At 68.0% G+C, this 15,727-nt stretch carries 11 protein-coding genes; 8 read left to right on the top strand and 3 right to left on the bottom strand.

Features of this window, described 5'->3' with window-relative positions:
* Window positions 1-3 precede the first annotated feature (3 nt).
* Entirely contained in the window at window positions 4-1,761 is a 1,758-nt protein-coding gene (rhlB, locus tag ACFQ0E_RS03140) for an ATP-dependent RNA helicase RhlB (RefSeq protein ID WP_386822239.1), read from the bottom strand.
* 268 nt (window positions 1,762-2,029) lie between these two features.
* Between rhlB and trxA the strand changes: the two genes are divergently transcribed.
* From trxA to ACFQ0E_RS03115, 5 genes are all read left to right on the top strand, one after another.
* A complete protein-coding gene (gene trxA, locus ACFQ0E_RS03135; RefSeq protein ID WP_137853303.1) occupies window positions 2,030-2,356 on the top strand; it encodes a thioredoxin in 327 nt (108 codons plus the stop codon).
* A gap of 215 nt (window positions 2,357-2,571) precedes the next feature.
* Entirely contained in the window at window positions 2,572-4,365 is a 1,794-nt protein-coding gene (gene rho, locus ACFQ0E_RS03130; RefSeq protein WP_386822238.1) for a transcription termination factor Rho, read from the top strand.
* A gap of 215 nt (window positions 4,366-4,580) precedes the next feature.
* Complete coding sequence (locus ACFQ0E_RS03125) at window positions 4,581-5,579, top strand: 2-dehydropantoate 2-reductase (protein ID WP_386822237.1); 999 nt, start codon at window positions 4,581-4,583, stop codon at window positions 5,577-5,579.
* A 94-nt stretch (window positions 5,580-5,673) separates the two neighbouring features.
* The gene (locus tag ACFQ0E_RS03120; RefSeq protein ID WP_386822236.1) at window positions 5,674-7,839 is read left to right on the top strand and encodes a M48 family metallopeptidase; all 2,166 of its coding nucleotides are present in this window, start codon (window positions 5,674-5,676) and stop codon (window positions 7,837-7,839) included.
* A gap of 289 nt (window positions 7,840-8,128) precedes the next feature.
* A complete protein-coding gene (locus ACFQ0E_RS03115; protein ID WP_386822235.1) occupies window positions 8,129-10,252 on the top strand; it encodes a ferritin-like domain-containing protein in 2,124 nt (707 codons plus the stop codon).
* A gap of 85 nt (window positions 10,253-10,337) precedes the next feature.
* On the opposite strand, the gene ACFQ0E_RS03110 is transcribed toward ACFQ0E_RS03115, so the two are convergent.
* Together ACFQ0E_RS03110 and bufB are read right to left on the bottom strand one after the other, a co-directional pair.
* The gene (locus tag ACFQ0E_RS03110) at window positions 10,338-11,087 is read right to left on the bottom strand and encodes an HvfC/BufC family peptide modification chaperone (protein ID WP_386822234.1); all 750 of its coding nucleotides are present in this window, start codon (window positions 11,085-11,087) and stop codon (window positions 10,338-10,340) included.
* Window positions 11,084-12,025, bottom strand: coding sequence for an MNIO family bufferin maturase (gene bufB / locus ACFQ0E_RS03105; protein WP_386822233.1), 942 nt, complete (start codon window positions 12,023-12,025; stop codon window positions 11,084-11,086). The genes ACFQ0E_RS03110 and bufB overlap by 4 nt, the downstream gene beginning before the upstream one ends.
* A 192-nt stretch (window positions 12,026-12,217) precedes the next feature.
* On the opposite strand from bufB, the gene ACFQ0E_RS03100 reads away from it, so the two are divergent.
* From ACFQ0E_RS03100 to ACFQ0E_RS03090, 3 genes are all read left to right on the top strand, one after another.
* Entirely contained in the window at window positions 12,218-13,636 is a 1,419-nt protein-coding gene (locus tag ACFQ0E_RS03100) for a heme-binding protein (RefSeq protein ID WP_386822232.1), read from the top strand.
* Window positions 13,637-13,878: 242 nt separating this feature from the next.
* Complete coding sequence (locus tag ACFQ0E_RS03095) at window positions 13,879-14,670, top strand: hypothetical protein (RefSeq protein ID WP_386822231.1); 792 nt, start codon at window positions 13,879-13,881, stop codon at window positions 14,668-14,670.
* An 18-nt stretch (window positions 14,671-14,688) separates the two neighbouring features.
* Window positions 14,689-15,459, top strand: a complete 771-nt coding sequence (locus ACFQ0E_RS03090) for a hypothetical protein (RefSeq protein ID WP_386822230.1) — start codon at window positions 14,689-14,691, stop codon at window positions 15,457-15,459.
* Window positions 15,460-15,727 lie beyond the last annotated feature (268 nt).

Here is a 15,727-nt window from a genome sequence, read left to right as displayed (position 1 = left end):
GCTTCAATGCCGCGAACTCGGCGCCCGGGTCACCAGCGACTTGAGCTTGCTGCCGATGCGCGAGATCAGCGAGGGCTTGCCTTCGGTCGTGGGCTTGACCGCGACCGGCGCGGGGGTTTCCAGCGCGCGCACGGCCTGGGTGACCGGATTTTGCGCGGTGTCGCCTTCGGCACCGTCGATGCGCTTGCCGCCACGACGGCGACGACGCTTGCGCGGGCCGCGTTCGCCCTCGGCGCCCGGCAGGCCGGACGCTTGCACGGCGGGTACGGCATCGGGTGCGGATGCGGGCGTCTGCGTCGGGGCCTGCGCGGGATCGCGCGGCGGGCGCGGGGTACGTTCGCGACGTTCGCCGCTGCCACCCTCGCTGCGGCTGCCTTCGCGGCGTGGACCGCCGGAACGCTCGCCTCGGCCACCGCTGCGGCCGCCCGGGCCACCGCGACTGCTGCCGCTGCGGCCACCGCCGCGCTTGGCGTCGTCGGCCGCACGCTGTTCGCGGGCTTCGCGGAAGATCGTGGTGATGCTGTCGTCGCTCTCGCCGTCCTCGCCTTCGACCACGGCCGGGCGCTCGCGCTCGGGGCGAGGCAGGGCGGTCAGCAGCTCGCGGGTGACCGGCTCGGACGGGATCTTCTGCTCGATGTAGGCCTCGATGTCCGGCAGGCTCATCGCGTAGCGCTCGCAGGCGAAGCTGATCGCGTCGCCCTCCGCGCCCAGACGCGCGGTGCGGCCGATGCGGTGCACGTAGTCCTCGGCATCGAACGGCAGGTCGTAGTTGTAGACGTGGCTGACGCCGTCGATGTGCAGACCGCGCGCGGCCACGTCGGTGGCCACCAGCAGTTCGAGCTGGCCGGCCTGGAACTTCTTCAGCAGCGATTCGCGCTTCTTCTGCGGCACGTCGCCGCTGAGCACGCCGACGCGGTAGCCGGCGCGCTCCAGCGCACGGGCCACGCGCTCGACGAAGGCCTTGGTGTTCACGAACACCATGGTCCGCGCGCCCTCGCTGCGCGAGAGCAGGCCCAGCAGCAGCGGGATCTTCTCGTCGTCGGCGGGGTAGTAGATCTTCTGCCGGACCCTGGCGGCGGTGATGAACTCCGCCTCGACCACGATCTTCTCGGGTTCGTTCATGTGTTCGTAGGCCAGCTCCAGCACGCGATGGCTGAGGGTGGCGCTGAACAGCAGGGTCTGGCGCGTGGTGCGCTCGGGCATGCGGCGCAGCAGGAAGCGGATGTCCTTGATGAAGCCGAGGTCGAACATGCGGTCCGCCTCGTCCAGCACGCATACCTCGCAGGCGTGCAGGCTGACCACCTTGTGCTGCTTGACGTAGTCGATCAGCCGGCCGGGCGTGGCGATGATCACGTCGGCGCCGGCCTGCAGCAGCGCGCGCTGCTTGTCGTAGTCCACGCCGCCGTAGACCAGGGCGAACTTCAGCCCCAGGTCCGAGCAGAACTTGACCGCGTCCTTGTGGATCTGGATCGCCAGCTCGCGGGTCGGCGCCAGGATCAGGGCGCGCGGGTCCTCGGGCTTGCGCTCGGCCAGGGCCGGGCGGCTGAGCAGGCGGTTCACCACGGTCACCAGGAACGCGAGCGTCTTGCCGGTGCCGGTCTGGGCCTGGCCGGCGACATCGCGGCCGGGCAGGGTGACCGGCAGGGTCAGCGCCTGGATCGGGGTGCAGCGGGTGAACCCGGCGGCTTCGAGCCCGGCCAGCAGGGCCGGATGCAGCTCGAAGGAAGAAAAGGTGATGTCGGTTAGGGGCTTGTCGCTCATGCTTCTGGCGTTGGAGGCGGGACGACGCGGCGGCGGGATGCCTGCTGCGTGCTTGCGTGCGGAGGCGCGGGGCAGCAGACTGCCGGCCTCTGCGCATTGACTCGGACGTGGCGCTCGGCCCGGGGCGTGGCCCTTGAAGCCGGCGATGCGAGCCCGCAGTGTAGCAGCCCGAGGCCTCTCCGCCCGCGACCCGGCCGGAGCCCGTCTTTGCCCCCGCCTCCCCACCGGACCCCCGCGTCCGCAAGCAGCTTCCCCCCGGAGACCGAAAGTGAGCGACAAGATCATCCATGCCACAGAAGCCGATTTCGATGCCCACGTCCTGCAGTCGGACGTGCCGGTCCTGGTCGATTTCTGGGCCCCCTGGTGCGCCCCCTGCAAGATGATCGCGCCGCTGCTCGACCAGCTCGCCGACGAATACGAAGGCCGCGCCAAGATCGTCAAGGTCGACATCCAGGAGCACCAGAAGCTCGGCATGCGCTTCAACGCCCGCAGCATCCCGATGCTGCTGACATTCAAGGACGGCCAGGTCCACGGCACCCAGATCGGCGCCGTCGGCAAGCCGCAGCTGGCCCAGCTGATCGAAAAGGCGCTCTGATCCGCGCGCTCCCGGCGATGCGGGCACCTGCCCGCACCGCCTGTCCGCTGCCCGGGCGGACATGAATGGCGGCGCCCCGCCGCTTGCCGCCGGGCCTCTCCGGTGCTAGTTTCTGGCGAACCGACGCGCCCATGGCGCCCTCTCGCTCGATTCCGACCACCCACTCCTGACACCGTCCGCGCACTGCGGGCGCTCGCAGACGCGAGGATCTCCGCTTGTCCGACAAGACCCCCGAATCCGGCGAAACCGCCGAGAAGCGCGTGCGCAAGCCGCGCGCGACCAAGACCGCCGCCGTCCAGACCAGCATTCCGCTGCCCGAGGCGCCCAGGCCGGTCGATCCGCCCGCAGCATCGCCTGCACCCGCGCCGGCCCCGGCGCCCGCACCAGCCCCAGCTCCCGCCGCGCCTGCGCCCGCAGCACCGGCTCCCGAATTCTCCGCGCCGCCTCCGGCCCCCCGGCCGCAGTCCGATGCGCCTGCCGCGCAGAACCCGCCCCAGAATGTCTCTCAGGCCCAGGTGTCCGGTGGCCAGAACGACGGCGGCGAAGCCCGCAACGATGGCCAGCGCGGCCAGCAGGGCGGCGGCGACAATCGTTTCAATCGCCGCGACCGCTTCCGCAATCGTCGCGACCGCTTCCGCAACCGCGACCAGCAGGGCGAAGGCGAGGCCGAGGGCGGCGGCGAGTACGCGCCGCAACAGCAGCAGTTCCAGCCGCGCCCGCAGCCGGCCGTGCCCGAAGGCTTCCCGCAATATTCGCTCAGCGACCTCAAGCGCATGCCGGCGCCCAAGCTGCTGGACATCGCCGAGCAGCTGAACATCCAGGAAGGCGTCGCCCGCGCGCGCAAGCAGGACGTGATCTTCGCCGTGCTGAAGGTGCTCACCCGCCACGGCGAGGGCGTCGCCGCCGACGGCGTGCTGGAAATCCTGCCCGACGGCTACGGCTTCCTGCGCGCCCACGAGGCGAGCTATCTGGCCGGCCCGGACGACACCTATATCTCGCCCAGCCAGATCCGCCGCTTCAACCTGCGCACCGGCGACTACATCGCCGGCAAGATCCGCTGGCCGAAGGACGGCGAACGCTACTTCGCGCTGGCCGTGGTCGACACGATCAACGGCGAGCCGCCGGAGGCGTCGAAGAACAAGAACCTGTTCGAGAACCTCACCCCGCTGTTCCCGCGCAAGCGCTTCCGCCTGGAACGCGGCGACGGTTCGACCGAAGACATCACCGGCCGCATCCTCGACCTCATGGCCCCGCAGGGCAAGGGCCAGCGCTCGCTGATCGTCTCGCCGCCGAAGGCGGGCAAGACGATGATGATGCAGCAGATCGCCAGCGCGATTACCTACAACCATCCGGACGTGCACCTGATCGTGCTTCTCGTCGACGAACGCCCGGAAGAAGTGACCGAAATGCAGCGCACCGTGCGCGGCGAAGTGGTCAGCTCCACCTTCGACGAGCCCGCCGCCCGCCACGTGCAGGTCGCGGAAATGGTGATCGAACGCGCCAAGCGCCTGGTCGAGCACAAGAAGGATGTGGTGATCCTGCTCGACTCGATCACCCGCCTCGCCCGCGCCTACAACAACGTCGTGCCCAGCTCCGGCAAGGTGCTGACCGGCGGTGTCGACGCCAACGCGCTGCATCGTCCGAAGCGCTTCTTCGGCGCCGCGCGCAATGTCGAGGAAGGCGGCTCGCTCACCATCATCGCCACCGCCCTGATCGATACCGGCAGCGCGATGGACAAGGTGATCTACGAAGAGTTCAAGGGCACCGGCAACAGCGAAATCCACCTCGACCGCCGCATCACCGAGAAGCGCGTCTACCCGGCGATCGCGGTCAACCTCAGCGGCACCCGCCGCGAGGACCTGCTGATCGAGCCGGACCTGCTGCAGAAAATCTGGATCCTGCGCAAGCTCCTGCACGGCATGGACGAAATCGCCGCGATGGAATTCCTGCTCGACAAGATGAAGACCACCAAGTCGAACGACGAGTTCTTCGCTTCGATGCGTCGTTGATCGCTCCTCTCCCTCCTCCGCTTGCGGGGGAGGGCCGGGGTGGGGGCGAACACGCTGCCCACTCTGATCGCAAACGAACGCCCCGCCCTGTGCGGGGCGTTTGCGTTTCGTCCGCCGCTCTGATGACATCGGGTTGTGCCGACACGCGCAAAGGCCATGACGGTCGGACGAACGCACGAATACACTGCGGACTTTCGTGCGTGACGGAGAAGGCGATGCTCAGGATCGGCGTGGTGGGCATGGGCGCCATCGGTGGCTGGATCGCCGGGTTCCTCGGGCACCGCCTCGGTGCCGATGCGGTGCGGGTGTCCGCATATGCGCGCGGCGCCACGCGCGATGCCCTGCGCGCGCACGGGCTGCGCCTGGACAGCGGCGAGGCGCGCATGGTCGTGCCGGTGCAGGCGAGCGACCGCATCGACGACCTCGGTCCGCAGGATCTGATCGTGCTTGCGGTGAAGGGGCCGTCGCTGCGCGAGGTCGCGCCGGTGGTCGAGACATGGCTCGCAGCCTGCGATGCCGATGCGCGCGTGCTGGTCGCGATGAATGGCGTGCCGTGGTGGTTCTTCGAACGCCTCGACGGTCCGTGCGCGGGCCTGCATCTGGATGCGGTCGATCCCGGTGGCGAAATCGCGCGGCGCATCCCGGCCGATCGCGTCATCGGTTCGGTCGTGCACGCCAGCTGCGCGGTGAAAGCGCCCGGTCATGTGCGCCACGTCATGGGCATGGGCCTGATCCTCGGCGAGCCGGCCGGCGGCATGTCGCCGATCCTGCAGCGCATTGCCGAATCCTTCGTGCAGTCGGGTTTCAACGTCACGCTGTCGCCGCGGATCCAGAACGACATCTGGTACAAGCTCTGGGGCAACATGACGATGAATCCGATCTCCGCGCTCACCGGCGCGACCACGGATCGCATTCTCGACGACGACCTCGTCCGCGCTTTCGTCAGCGCCGTCATGCGCGAAGCGGCGGAGATCGGCGCACGCATCGGCTGCCCGATCGAGCAGACACCCGAGGAACGCCACGCAGTGACGCGCAGGCTCGGCGCCTTCCGCACCTCGATGCTGCAGGACGCCGATGCCGGTCGCCGGCTGGAACTCGATGCGCTGGTCGGCGCGGTCGGCGAGATCGGCCACCGTCTCGGTGTGCCCACGCCGCACACCGATGCGTTGCTTGGGCTGACGCGGCTGATGGCGCAGACGCGCGGGTTGGCGTGATCGATCGCGCTGCCGAGGACAGCCCGGTCGTCGGCTTGCTGCTTGCGCGCGGGAGTCGGATTCGCGATCCTGCGCGCCTCTGAGGGGGGGATGCATGCAGGATTCCACGATCATGGCCGGCGCCGAGAGCGCAGCCAATCCAAGCCCTGCGCGATTGCTGCAGGCACTCGCGCCCAATTCCATCCGGCGCCCGCGCATCTCGCCGGTCTATCTGGTCAGCCTGTGGCTGGTGACCGCCCTGTGCCTGCTGGTGCCGCTGATCTACTTCGGACTGATCGCGGGCATTGTCTGGCTGGAATACCTGTTCTATGCCGAATGGCGGCTCTCCGACTGGGCCGGCCATGTCCCGGTCAAGGCCACGATCCTCGTGTTCGCGCTCTATCTGCTGCCTGGCATCGTGGGTGGCATGCTCGTGCTCTTCCTGATCAAGCCGCTGTTCGCGCCGCGAAGCCCGCCGCCTGTCACGTATCCGATCGATGCCGCGAAGGAATCCGAGTTCGTCGCGGCCGTGCGCGCGCTGTGCAAAGCGATGAATATCCGCCCGCCCGCGCAGATCCGATTGTCCAATGAAGTGAATGCCTCGGTGCATTTCGAGCGTGGCCTGCTCGGCCTGTTCACCGGACGCAAGGTGCTGACCATCGGCCTGCCGATCGTGGCCGGCCTCAACGCACGGCAACTGGTGGGCGTGCTCGCCCACGAGTTCGGCCACTTCGCGCAGTCGGGCGGCATGCGCTGTTCGTTCCTGATCAATACCGTCAACCGCTGGCTGCATTCGCGCGCCTACGTCGAGGATGCCTGGGACCGCGTGCTGCGCGAAACGATCGACGAGGAAGAAGAGTTCCTGCCCAAGGTGCTGCCTGCCATCCTGCTGACATGCCTGTCGTGCACGCGACTGCTGATGCGCGGCCTGTTCGTGCTCAGTTTCCGCATGAGCCGTCGCCTGTCGCAGCAGATGGAGTTCGATGCCGACCGCTATGGCGCGACCGTCGCGGGCAGTGGCACGGTGCGCGAGATATCCCTCCGCGTGCGCGGCCTGATCGTGGCCTGGCACCAGTCGCGCATGAAGAACGCAGCTGCGTGGCAGGAGGGCCGCCTCGTCGACGATCTCGCCGATGCGGCCCGGCTGCGCCTGCAGTCCTTCGACGCCCGGGAGTGGGAGGCCGTCGCGCTCGAACTGCAGGGTGCGCACACGACCGAATACTGGGATACGCATCCGGCGGACCAGGAGCGCATCGAGAACGCCGAACGCCTGGGCGCGCCGGGCCTGTTTCCCGACGACCGTCCGGCGGCCGGGCTGTTCTCCGACTTCGGCGCGCTGTCGCGACGGATCACCATGCTCCATTACAAGGACGCGCAGCTGCCGGTCAGCCCCACGCGCATGATCGATGCGCAGAAGCTGTGGGGCTTGAACCGCGTCGACGAGACCCTCAAGGACGCGTGGATGCGCTACGGCAACGGCCTGCTGTCCGACGTGATGCCGCTGCGCCCGCACGAGATCGCCGACCCGGCCGTCGCGCAGATCGGATGGCAGCAGTCGGTCGACGAACTGCGCCGGCTTGGCCCCGAAGTGCAGGGGTTGTGGCCGCGCCTGGGCAAGCGCCGCGACCGTGCCGACAATCTGGCGTTCTGGTTGCTGCTGATCGAGCACGGCATCGACTTCAGCCTGCCCGATGGCCAGGACTACGACGGCGGCGCGATTCGCCAGGAGTACCTCGACTGCCTGTCCGAACGCGATGCCGATGCGAAGCTGGGCCTGCGCGTCCTCGCCCTGTTCGGCCGGCGGATGCAGCATGCGGTCGACGCGGCAGCCGATGACGCCACCGCTGCGGCCACCTGGGCGCTGCTGCAGCGACTGTCCGTGCTGTGGCCCAAGGTGCGTGCGCTGGAAGTGTCGCGTCGCTCGCTGGCGCGCATGATCCAGGGCCTGTCGCCGGAAGACGACACCTTCGCACCGCTTGCAAAGCGCCTGGTTGAGGTGCATCGCGACCAGGCCATGGCCCTGCTGGCCACGATGGACGAGGTCGTGCTCGACGATGCCCCGCTCGGCAAACAGCTGACCGAGCGCTGCGGCCACCTGTCCGCCACCCGCGATGACCCCTTCCGCTTCCTGTTCGCGACCGGCCCGCTGGAGACCGGTTTCATGCATGCCTACCGCGTCACGCTCGCGGCGATGGTGGACATCGCCGATCGCATCGAGCGCGAGCAGGGCATCACGCCGATCAGGATCGTGATCAAGCCGCGCGACGCGGTGGCCTGCTGAGCCAGGCCACCGCAGCACGAACTGCGCCGCAACTGATACCGGGCCACCCCGGGGCCAGGGATTAGAGTCCTGCGATGCGCGTCCGGCGGCGCGTATCGACCGTCGCCGCCGCCCGCGTATGCTGTCGAGGATGCCCGGCTGCCGATGTCTCGGTGGTGCGCCGGAGACGTCGAAGGAAGGTGGGTCCGACACAGGCGGGGCATGCGATGGGGGCGCATGCCATGGCTGGATTCGCCGGGACGAATGCCAGGCCCCCTGTCCTCACGTCCAACGGAATGCGAGATCGCCCATGAGCACGCCAACGCCAGCCACCACGCCCTGCAACCTCCAGGACGCGCAGCAGGTCATCTCCTGTCTGCACGCCCACCTCAACGCCATCTGCGCGGTCGAGTTCTACACCATCCCGCTGTATCTCACCGCCACGTATTCGTTCTCGGTCGCAGCGGGCAACTCCACGACCCCGTTGAGCGCGACCGACTCGACGCCGCTGTTCTGGTGGATGCAGCAGAAATCGCTGTCGGTGGCGGTGCAGGAGATGTACCACCTGCAGTGCGCGTCCAACATCGCCAATGCCGCCGGCTTCCATCCGAGCCTGGATCCGTCGGTGTTCGACTGGAGCGGGCCGGTCCCGCATCTGCCCAACGTCAAGGGCACGGGCTTCGACAACCTGCCGAACGTGCTCGACGTGCTGATCGGCATCGAGACGCCGATCGAGGGCGGCTTCCCGCCGCCGAACCTCCAGGTCGTCTACGACTCGATCTCGGCGCTGTACCACGCCACCCTGACCCTGCTGGACATCGTGGTCGCCGCCGAGGGCCTGCTGCCGCTGCAGCCGGGCCCGGTGCTGTCCGGCGGCTCGCCGCAGGCCCCGCTGGTCGCGCCCGACCAGATGAACTACCTGACCTTCCAGAGCCGCTACCAGTACACCGTGGTCAAGTGCGCCGACGACATCGCGCACCTCGCCAATGCGGTGAGCTTCCAGGGCGAGGGTGCGGGCGTGGTCGCCGACTTCGCCAGCAAGTTCCCGAACCTCGCGAAGGTGCTGCAGGCCGGCGACGACGGCAGCAACGGCGAGGTGCCGGCGCAGTACCAGCCCAAGGCAGGCAGCCGCTTCGCGCGCTGGGACAACGTGAGCCATTACGAACGCTTCGTCGCGCTCAAGGCGATGATGACGAGCGCCGGCTACGAAGCCGCCGCCGCCCAGTTGCCTGCGGGGCGCAGCGTGTTCAACCGCACCGGCGCGGCCGATCCAGATCGGCCGGCGTGGGTCGCCGATGCCGCTGCGCTGCAGAACTGCATCAACCTCGCGTATTCGCGCACGCTCGACATCATCAACAACGGCATGACCGTCGGCGGTCCGCTGGATACCGCCAATTCCGGCAGCAGCTACACCTTCACCGTGGTGATGACCTCGTTCAAGTACCTGATTCCGCAGCTGTGGCAGTGGGGCCAGGTGCCCACCTTCAGCTATGTCGCAGGGGTCACCGACGACCAGCTGCAGGCCGCGTTCGACCAGGCCGATCCGCTGTGCCTGTATCACTGGGACAAGGTCACCCAGCAGATCCGCGAGGAACAGCCCGACGACATGAACGTCTGCCAGGGCCTCAACAGCTGCCAGGGCCTGGGCTGGGGCGGCCTGGGCACGCAGGCCGGCGACGGCGCCTGCGCCACCGCCGACATCCACACCTGCAGCGGCGGCAACAGCTGCAGGCATCGCGGCGGCTGCGGCTACACCGTCAGCGGCAGTCCGATCGAAGACCAGTGGGTGCCCGGCTGGAACTCGTGCAAGGGGCTGGGCGGCTGCCAGGTGCCGATTTCGACCCAACAGAAGTTCAGTTCGCCCGCGCCGCAAGGCAGCAAGGTCCAGCCCGGCGACGGCGTGTGGGACGAAGCGCGCAAGCTGCTGCAGAAGAACGGCGTCGACGTCACCCGCAGCGTGCAGGCCAGGCAGGGCTGGCAGGCCACCGGAGTCAACGTCACCCAGGGCCAGCCGCTCACCGTGTCGCACTGCAGCGGGCTGTGGTCGGCCGATCCGGACACGAATGGCGGTGCGCCGTACGACGCCAAGGGCTGCCCCGGCGTGATCGTGCCGGCGGACCAGACCGGCTACCCGATCGTCGGCGTCGCGATGGGCGCGCTGGTCGGTCGCATCGCCGGCGGCACGCCGTTCCTGATCGGCGACGGCATCAGTCTGTCGTCGGCACCGGCGGGCGGCCTGCTGGAGCTGTGCATCAACGACGACATCAACCATCTCTACGGCCCGGGCCTGGCCGACAACTTCGGCAGCGTGTCGGTGGAGATCACCACGCCGATCACCCAGCCGCTGCCGCAACCGCAGTCGAAGCAGGTGCCCGGTGGCGTGAACTACAACGGCCTGGCGCGTCGCGAGGCGATCACGCCGACGTCGACCTGATGTCGGCCTGATCCAAGAAACCGCGTGCGATACGACGACGGCTCCGGACACGGGGCCGTCGTTGTGTTGCGGGTCTGCGTACCGCTCAGCCGCGCCTGCCGACCAGCAATCCCCGGCGCTGCTGGCGCTGCAGCCACAGTGCGAGGCCTTCGTCGCCGGCACCCGCGCGGACATCAGCGAGGCCCGCCGCAAGACCGTCTTGGAGGATGCGCGTGAAGATCGCGTGTTCGACCGGGTTGATTGCTTCCACCACCACGCGATACGCCACGCGCGCCAGCGCCAGGTGCGTGGTGCGTGCCGGCATCGCTTCGATGGGCTGGCCGGTGTGATGCCGGCGCAGGCATTCGTGCACGGGATGACTGAGCGTCAGCAGACGCAGGCTGCGTGCCGGCGCCAGCGTGTCGTCCTCGCCGCCTTCCTCGCGATGCTCGTCGCCGGGTCCGTCGTAGACCTCGCACAGCGCGCGCTCGAACGTGGCCAGTGCGATCATGAAATCCGCCCAGTCGCCGTCGTCCGCGTCGCTGCGTGCGGGACGCGTCGCGGCAAGGTGCGTGGCGAAGCCTGTGCCGAGTGCGTGCAACGTGTGGCTGCGCGACGGATGCGCGGCGATGTAGTCCAGCGCGAAGGCGTCGAACAGGCGATCGCCGAGCGCGGCCTGCAGCAGCGGAAAGGTCGCGCGCATGCATTCGAGCAGGCGCAGCCGATAGCCGCCGGCGTAGATGCCCAGCCGCGCCTGCGGCGGCAGCGTGCCGGCATGCACGGTGGCGTCCGCATCCTGCGCGCCGCCGGCGAGGATCGCCTGCCACAGCCAGGCCTGCTGCGCGGACAGGCTCATGAGGTCGCGGCCTCGTAGCCCACCAGGAAGCCCACCGGATTCGAGACCGCATTCGACACCGCGTCGCCGTCGCCGGCATGCGCCGCGCGCGGTTCGGGCAGCGCATCGCGTTCCATCACCGCGCGCGCACGCTCCGCTTCCTGCTGCAGCACCGGGAAGTCGGGAATCTCCTCGTCCCATTCCACCAGCGTCGGCACCGCGCCGAAGCGCCGGATCGCCTCGCGATACAGCGACCACACCGATGAAGGCGTCGGGCCGATGTGGGTGTCGATGCAATGCGTGCCGTGGTCGGTATGTCCCGCGACATGGATCTGGCCCACGCGATCCGGCGGTAGCGCATCGAGATAGGCGATCGCGTCCCAGCCGTGATTGCGGCTGCACACGTACACGTTGTTCACGTCGAGCAGCAGGCCGCAGTCCGCGCGTTCCGACAGATCGGCGAGGAAGTCCCACTCGTGCATCGTCGACGCGCGGAAACTAAGGTAGCTGCTCGGATTTTCCAGCAGCAGGCGCCGGCCCAGCACGTCCTGCACCTGCTTCGCGCGATCCACCACGTGCGCCAGCGTTTCCGCCGTGTAGGGCAGGGGAAGGAGGTCGTGGCTGTTGTGCCCGCCGATGCCGGTCCAGCACAGGTGGTCCGACACCCACGGCGCGCGCACCTCGTCGGCGAGGCGGCGCAGGCGCTGCAGGTAGCCGGCATCCAGCGGATCGCTCGATCCGATCGACAGCGACACGCCGTGCGGCACGATCGGATAGTGTGCGGCGATCCGGCGCAGCGCTTCCGCCGGCCAGCCCTCGCTGTCCATGAAGTTCTCGGAAATGATCTCGAACCAGTCCACCGCCGGACGCTGTTCGATCACGTGGCGGAAATGCCGCGCGCGCAGGCCGATGCCGCAGCCGCGCGCGGGCCGGGGCAGTGCGTGGCCGTGGGTGCTCATGTCGTCTCCGTTGCCATGCCCGGATTGTGGCAGATGCGTCGCGCACTGCGCCCCGGCCGCCGCGCGCCCGCCATCTGCGATGGAATCTGCGACGGAACTGATACCGGCGCCGCCGCGTTGCGGGCCTAGATTGTGTGCATCACCCCGGATGCCGACGCATCCGGTCACTCGTGCCGACAGGGGAACATCGAAATGAACACGGCAGTTCAGGACAGCGCGGGCGCGCAGGGCGTCCAGCAGCAGAGCGTTACCGTCCAGGCCGCGCAGGCCTGGCAATCGAGCGGCGTCAACGTGCCGCCGGGCATCGAAGTCGTCATCGCCTACCAGAGCGGGCAGTGGACCGCGGACCCGCAGACCAACGGCGGCAAGCTCTACGACGCCAACGGCTGCCCCGATGTCATCGTGCCAACCGACCAGACCAGCTATCCGGTCACCGGCGCGCACATGGGCGTGCTGGTCGGCCGCATCGCCAACGGGCGGCCCTTCGTCATCGGCGATGGCCCGTATGGCGTACTCACCGCCACCGGCGGCCTGCTGGAACTGTGCATCAACGACGACCTCACCGGCACCTACGGCGCCGGACTCGCCGACAACAGCGGCAGCGTCACCGTCAGCGTCACCACCTACTTCACGCCGAACACCCCGGCGGACTTCTCGCAGCCGCTCGCACAGGATCCCGCGCAGACCTCGCCGGGCGTCCCCCTCGCGCAGCTCGGTCCGCTGCAGTACCTCATCGGCACCTGGACCAACCAGAACCTGCCGGGTACCGATGCCGGCGGACGCGACAACCCCTACGCCTACAACGTGATGCCGCTGCCGCAGAAGGACCCGAGCACGCCCAGCGGCTACATCCTCAAGAACTTCAGCTACTACGAGGAACTCACCTTCACCGCGATCCACGGCAACGCGCCCAATCGCGGCGGCATCGGCCAGCAGGTCTGCTATACCCTGTTCTACGAGCAGCGCGTGTATTTCGCCGAAGGCCCGAACAAGGACGCCCTCGTCCATGCCGAGAACGGTTCGCTGCTGTACATCCTCGACACCACCCAGCCGCTCGGCCCGTACGGCAACGGCGACCAGCCCGGCCTCGGCACGCTCACCGTCGAGAACAGCGTCCCGCCCACGCAGCGCTTCAACCTGGTCAAGCAGGTCTCGGTGCCTCACGGCAACTCCATCCTCGCCCTGGGCAACTACACCACCGCCAGCGACGGCATCGGCATCCCGATGATCCCGGTCGCCAATCCTCTGCCGTCCGGCGTGCCGACGCAGCAGTACACCGTCGACGACCCGGTCAGCAATCCGCAGCCCGTGCTCACCGCCAATCCCAACCAGGTGCTGGTCAACGCGCTCGACGCGCGTCCCTGCAGCAACTTCATCCATCTCGGCATGAGCAGCCGCAACGGCAGCGGTGGCGTCACCAACATCGGCTACGAACAGCAGCACGCCAACGTCATGCAGTACGACTTCGACTACTGGCTGGAGTCCTTCGACAACGGCGAGAGCTACACGCAGCTGCAGTACACGCAGACGATCACGCTGCAGATCCCGATCGGCGGCACGGTCGTCTCGTTCCCGCATGTCACGGCGAACACGTTGACGAAAGTGCAGTAAGCCGCGAGCGCAATGCAACCGAGCGAACACGACAGGCCCCGCGAGGGGCCTGTCGTCGTTCCGGACCATGCATGTCCGCGCGAACGCAGGTGCATCGCCGCTGTCCGCGCGCCGCTGCACGCTTCGCGAAAATGCGTCTGAACTGATGCCGTGTGCGCGCCGCACCGGGCCTACATTGCATCCAACGGCGCGGCGACCCGCATGCCGCGCGCACGGATCGGCAACGGAAAACAGGACGACACATGGACGCATTGACCACGATCGGCAGCAGCCTCGCGCTTCCCGACACCGACGACTACTTCGGCTTCAAGATCTGGGTCGTCGTACCGGTGAACTCGCCGACCGGCGTGCTCATCGACGGCCTGCATCCCGGCGATCAGGTCATCGTGAACCAGGCCCGCAACCACAACGGCATGGGTGCCTTCACCGACAGCAAGATGCGGCAGGTGCCGGGCATCGTCGGCCTGGCCAATGCGCTGCTGGCGCGCAGCAACAGCCTGCTGTATCCGGACGATGCCGCCGCCAGGCCGTTCGCGAACGCATGGGCCGACGCATTCGCCACCATCAAGCAGGCAGTGCACGAGAATCCGATCCAGCACAAGCGCCGAAATCCCTTCGGCAAGGACCCGGGCGACAACAAGTACAAGCTCGATGAAGGCGGCGTCATCCTGTGCATGCCCGAAGCGGCCGGCCCGATCTATTCCAGCAAGGACACGCGTCCCGCCGACGGCAGCCGCGACAACGGCCGGCAGCCGCAGTACTGGCCGCGGTCGGTGAAGGAACTCAATTCCGGCTTCCTGTACCACGTCAAGCCGAGCGTCATTACCGCTGCCGCCACCCGGCCCGGTGGCCTCATCGTCGTCGCGTTCGACAAGGACAACGCCTACGGCGACAACAACGGCGCCTATGCGCTGGAAATCGACATCCTGCGCACCATGCGCAGCCCGCCCGGCCAGATGCAGTGGCAGATCTTCGATCGGCTGAGCGATGCACCGCCGACGTCCAGCATCGGCGACCTGGGTTTGAACGGATAACCTTCGAAGGAGACGAACATGAGCGACAGCACCAGCACCCCGCCCAGCAGCACGGTCACCCTGCCGTCCAGTGCCGACACCAGCTACTGGGGTTTCAAGATCATGATCGGCGTGTCGTCCAACGACCCCGAAGGCGCGCAGATCGCCGGCCTGGAAGCGAAGGACTACTTCGGCATCAGCGAGATGGCCGGCAGCGCCTCCTTCTCCACCGTCAACGTCAAGCTCATCAAGGGCATCGTCAACGTCGTCAACAAGATCGTCGACGAGACCGTCGACATCGCCACCGACGAAGCCGCCGCACCGATCATGGATGCGTGGAACGAGAGCCTGAAGGCGCTGGAAGACGCCTTCGACGAAGACAAGATCGACACCAAGGTCCGCGACGGCTGGGGCAAGGCCCACGACGGCGGTTACGCGATCGACGAAGGCGGCGTGCTGGTCTGCCTGCCGCAGGCGGGCGGCCCGCTCTACCACGACGATTTCCAGCTCGAGAGCGGCGCCAGCGACGGCCGCCTGCCCAAGTACTACCCGCAGGGCAAGGCCTTCTTCCCGTGCAACAAGCCCGGTGGCCTGCTGTACCTGCAGGCCAGCGAAGCCGGCACTGCCCACGTGCTCGCCTACGACAGCAAGGACGCCTTCAAGGACAACCAGGGCGCCTACAACATCGAAGCCTGGGTCCTGCGCCCCGATCTGATGCCCGCAGGCATGACCTTCGAGGAAGGACTGGAGAAGATCCTCTCGATGCCGCCGAACACCGCCATCGCGAACCCGGACCCCGGCGTCAGCTGAGCCACCGCCGCGCCCGCAACACGCACACCGCAACACCGTCTTGCCATGCCCCTGGAGGGATTACCGGGAAGGGATGGACACCGTCGGGGGACGGGTGTCTGTCTCTTCCCGGTCGTTTATGCTGGATAGCACTGCAGGCTAGGCTCATTCCGCTGGCCCTTGATTTTGCAGGGTAGTTGTGAGTGTAGAGAACACATCCTGCGACGGCGGTATAGGACTCTATTATCAGTCAGCATGGCTGTCGTGATACGAGATGATGGGTTTCGCT

The sequence above is a fragment of the Lysobacter brunescens genome, from assembly GCF_042677005.1.
GTDB classification, from domain to species: domain Bacteria; phylum Pseudomonadota; class Gammaproteobacteria; order Xanthomonadales; family Xanthomonadaceae; genus Lysobacter_I; species Lysobacter_I brunescens.
Note: the sequence above shows the minus strand (reverse complement) of the source record. Positions and strands in the feature narration are given on the sequence as shown.

What these genes read in the sequence shown, in the direction of transcription:
- rhlB (WP_386822239.1), bottom strand. Translation starts at nt 1,761, where the DNA reads ATGAGCGACAAGCCCCTAACCGACATCACCTTTTCTTCCTTCGAGCTG.
- ACFQ0E_RS03125 (WP_386822237.1), top strand. Translation starts at nt 4,581, where the DNA reads ATGCTCAGGATCGGCGTGGTGGGCATGGGCGCCATCGGTGGCTGGATC.
- ACFQ0E_RS03120 (WP_386822236.1), top strand. Translation starts at nt 5,674, where the DNA reads ATGCAGGATTCCACGATCATGGCCGGCGCCGAGAGCGCAGCCAATCCA.
- ACFQ0E_RS03115 (WP_386822235.1), top strand. Translation starts at nt 8,129, where the DNA reads ATGAGCACGCCAACGCCAGCCACCACGCCCTGCAACCTCCAGGACGCG.
- ACFQ0E_RS03110 (WP_386822234.1), bottom strand. Translation starts at nt 11,087, where the DNA reads ATGAGCCTGTCCGCGCAGCAGGCCTGGCTGTGGCAGGCGATCCTCGCC.
- bufB (WP_386822233.1), bottom strand. Translation starts at nt 12,025, where the DNA reads ATGAGCACCCACGGCCACGCACTGCCCCGGCCCGCGCGCGGCTGCGGC.
- ACFQ0E_RS03100 (WP_386822232.1), top strand. Translation starts at nt 12,218, where the DNA reads ATGAACACGGCAGTTCAGGACAGCGCGGGCGCGCAGGGCGTCCAGCAG.
- ACFQ0E_RS03095 (WP_386822231.1), top strand. Translation starts at nt 13,879, where the DNA reads ATGGACGCATTGACCACGATCGGCAGCAGCCTCGCGCTTCCCGACACC.
- ACFQ0E_RS03090 (WP_386822230.1), top strand. Translation starts at nt 14,689, where the DNA reads ATGAGCGACAGCACCAGCACCCCGCCCAGCAGCACGGTCACCCTGCCG.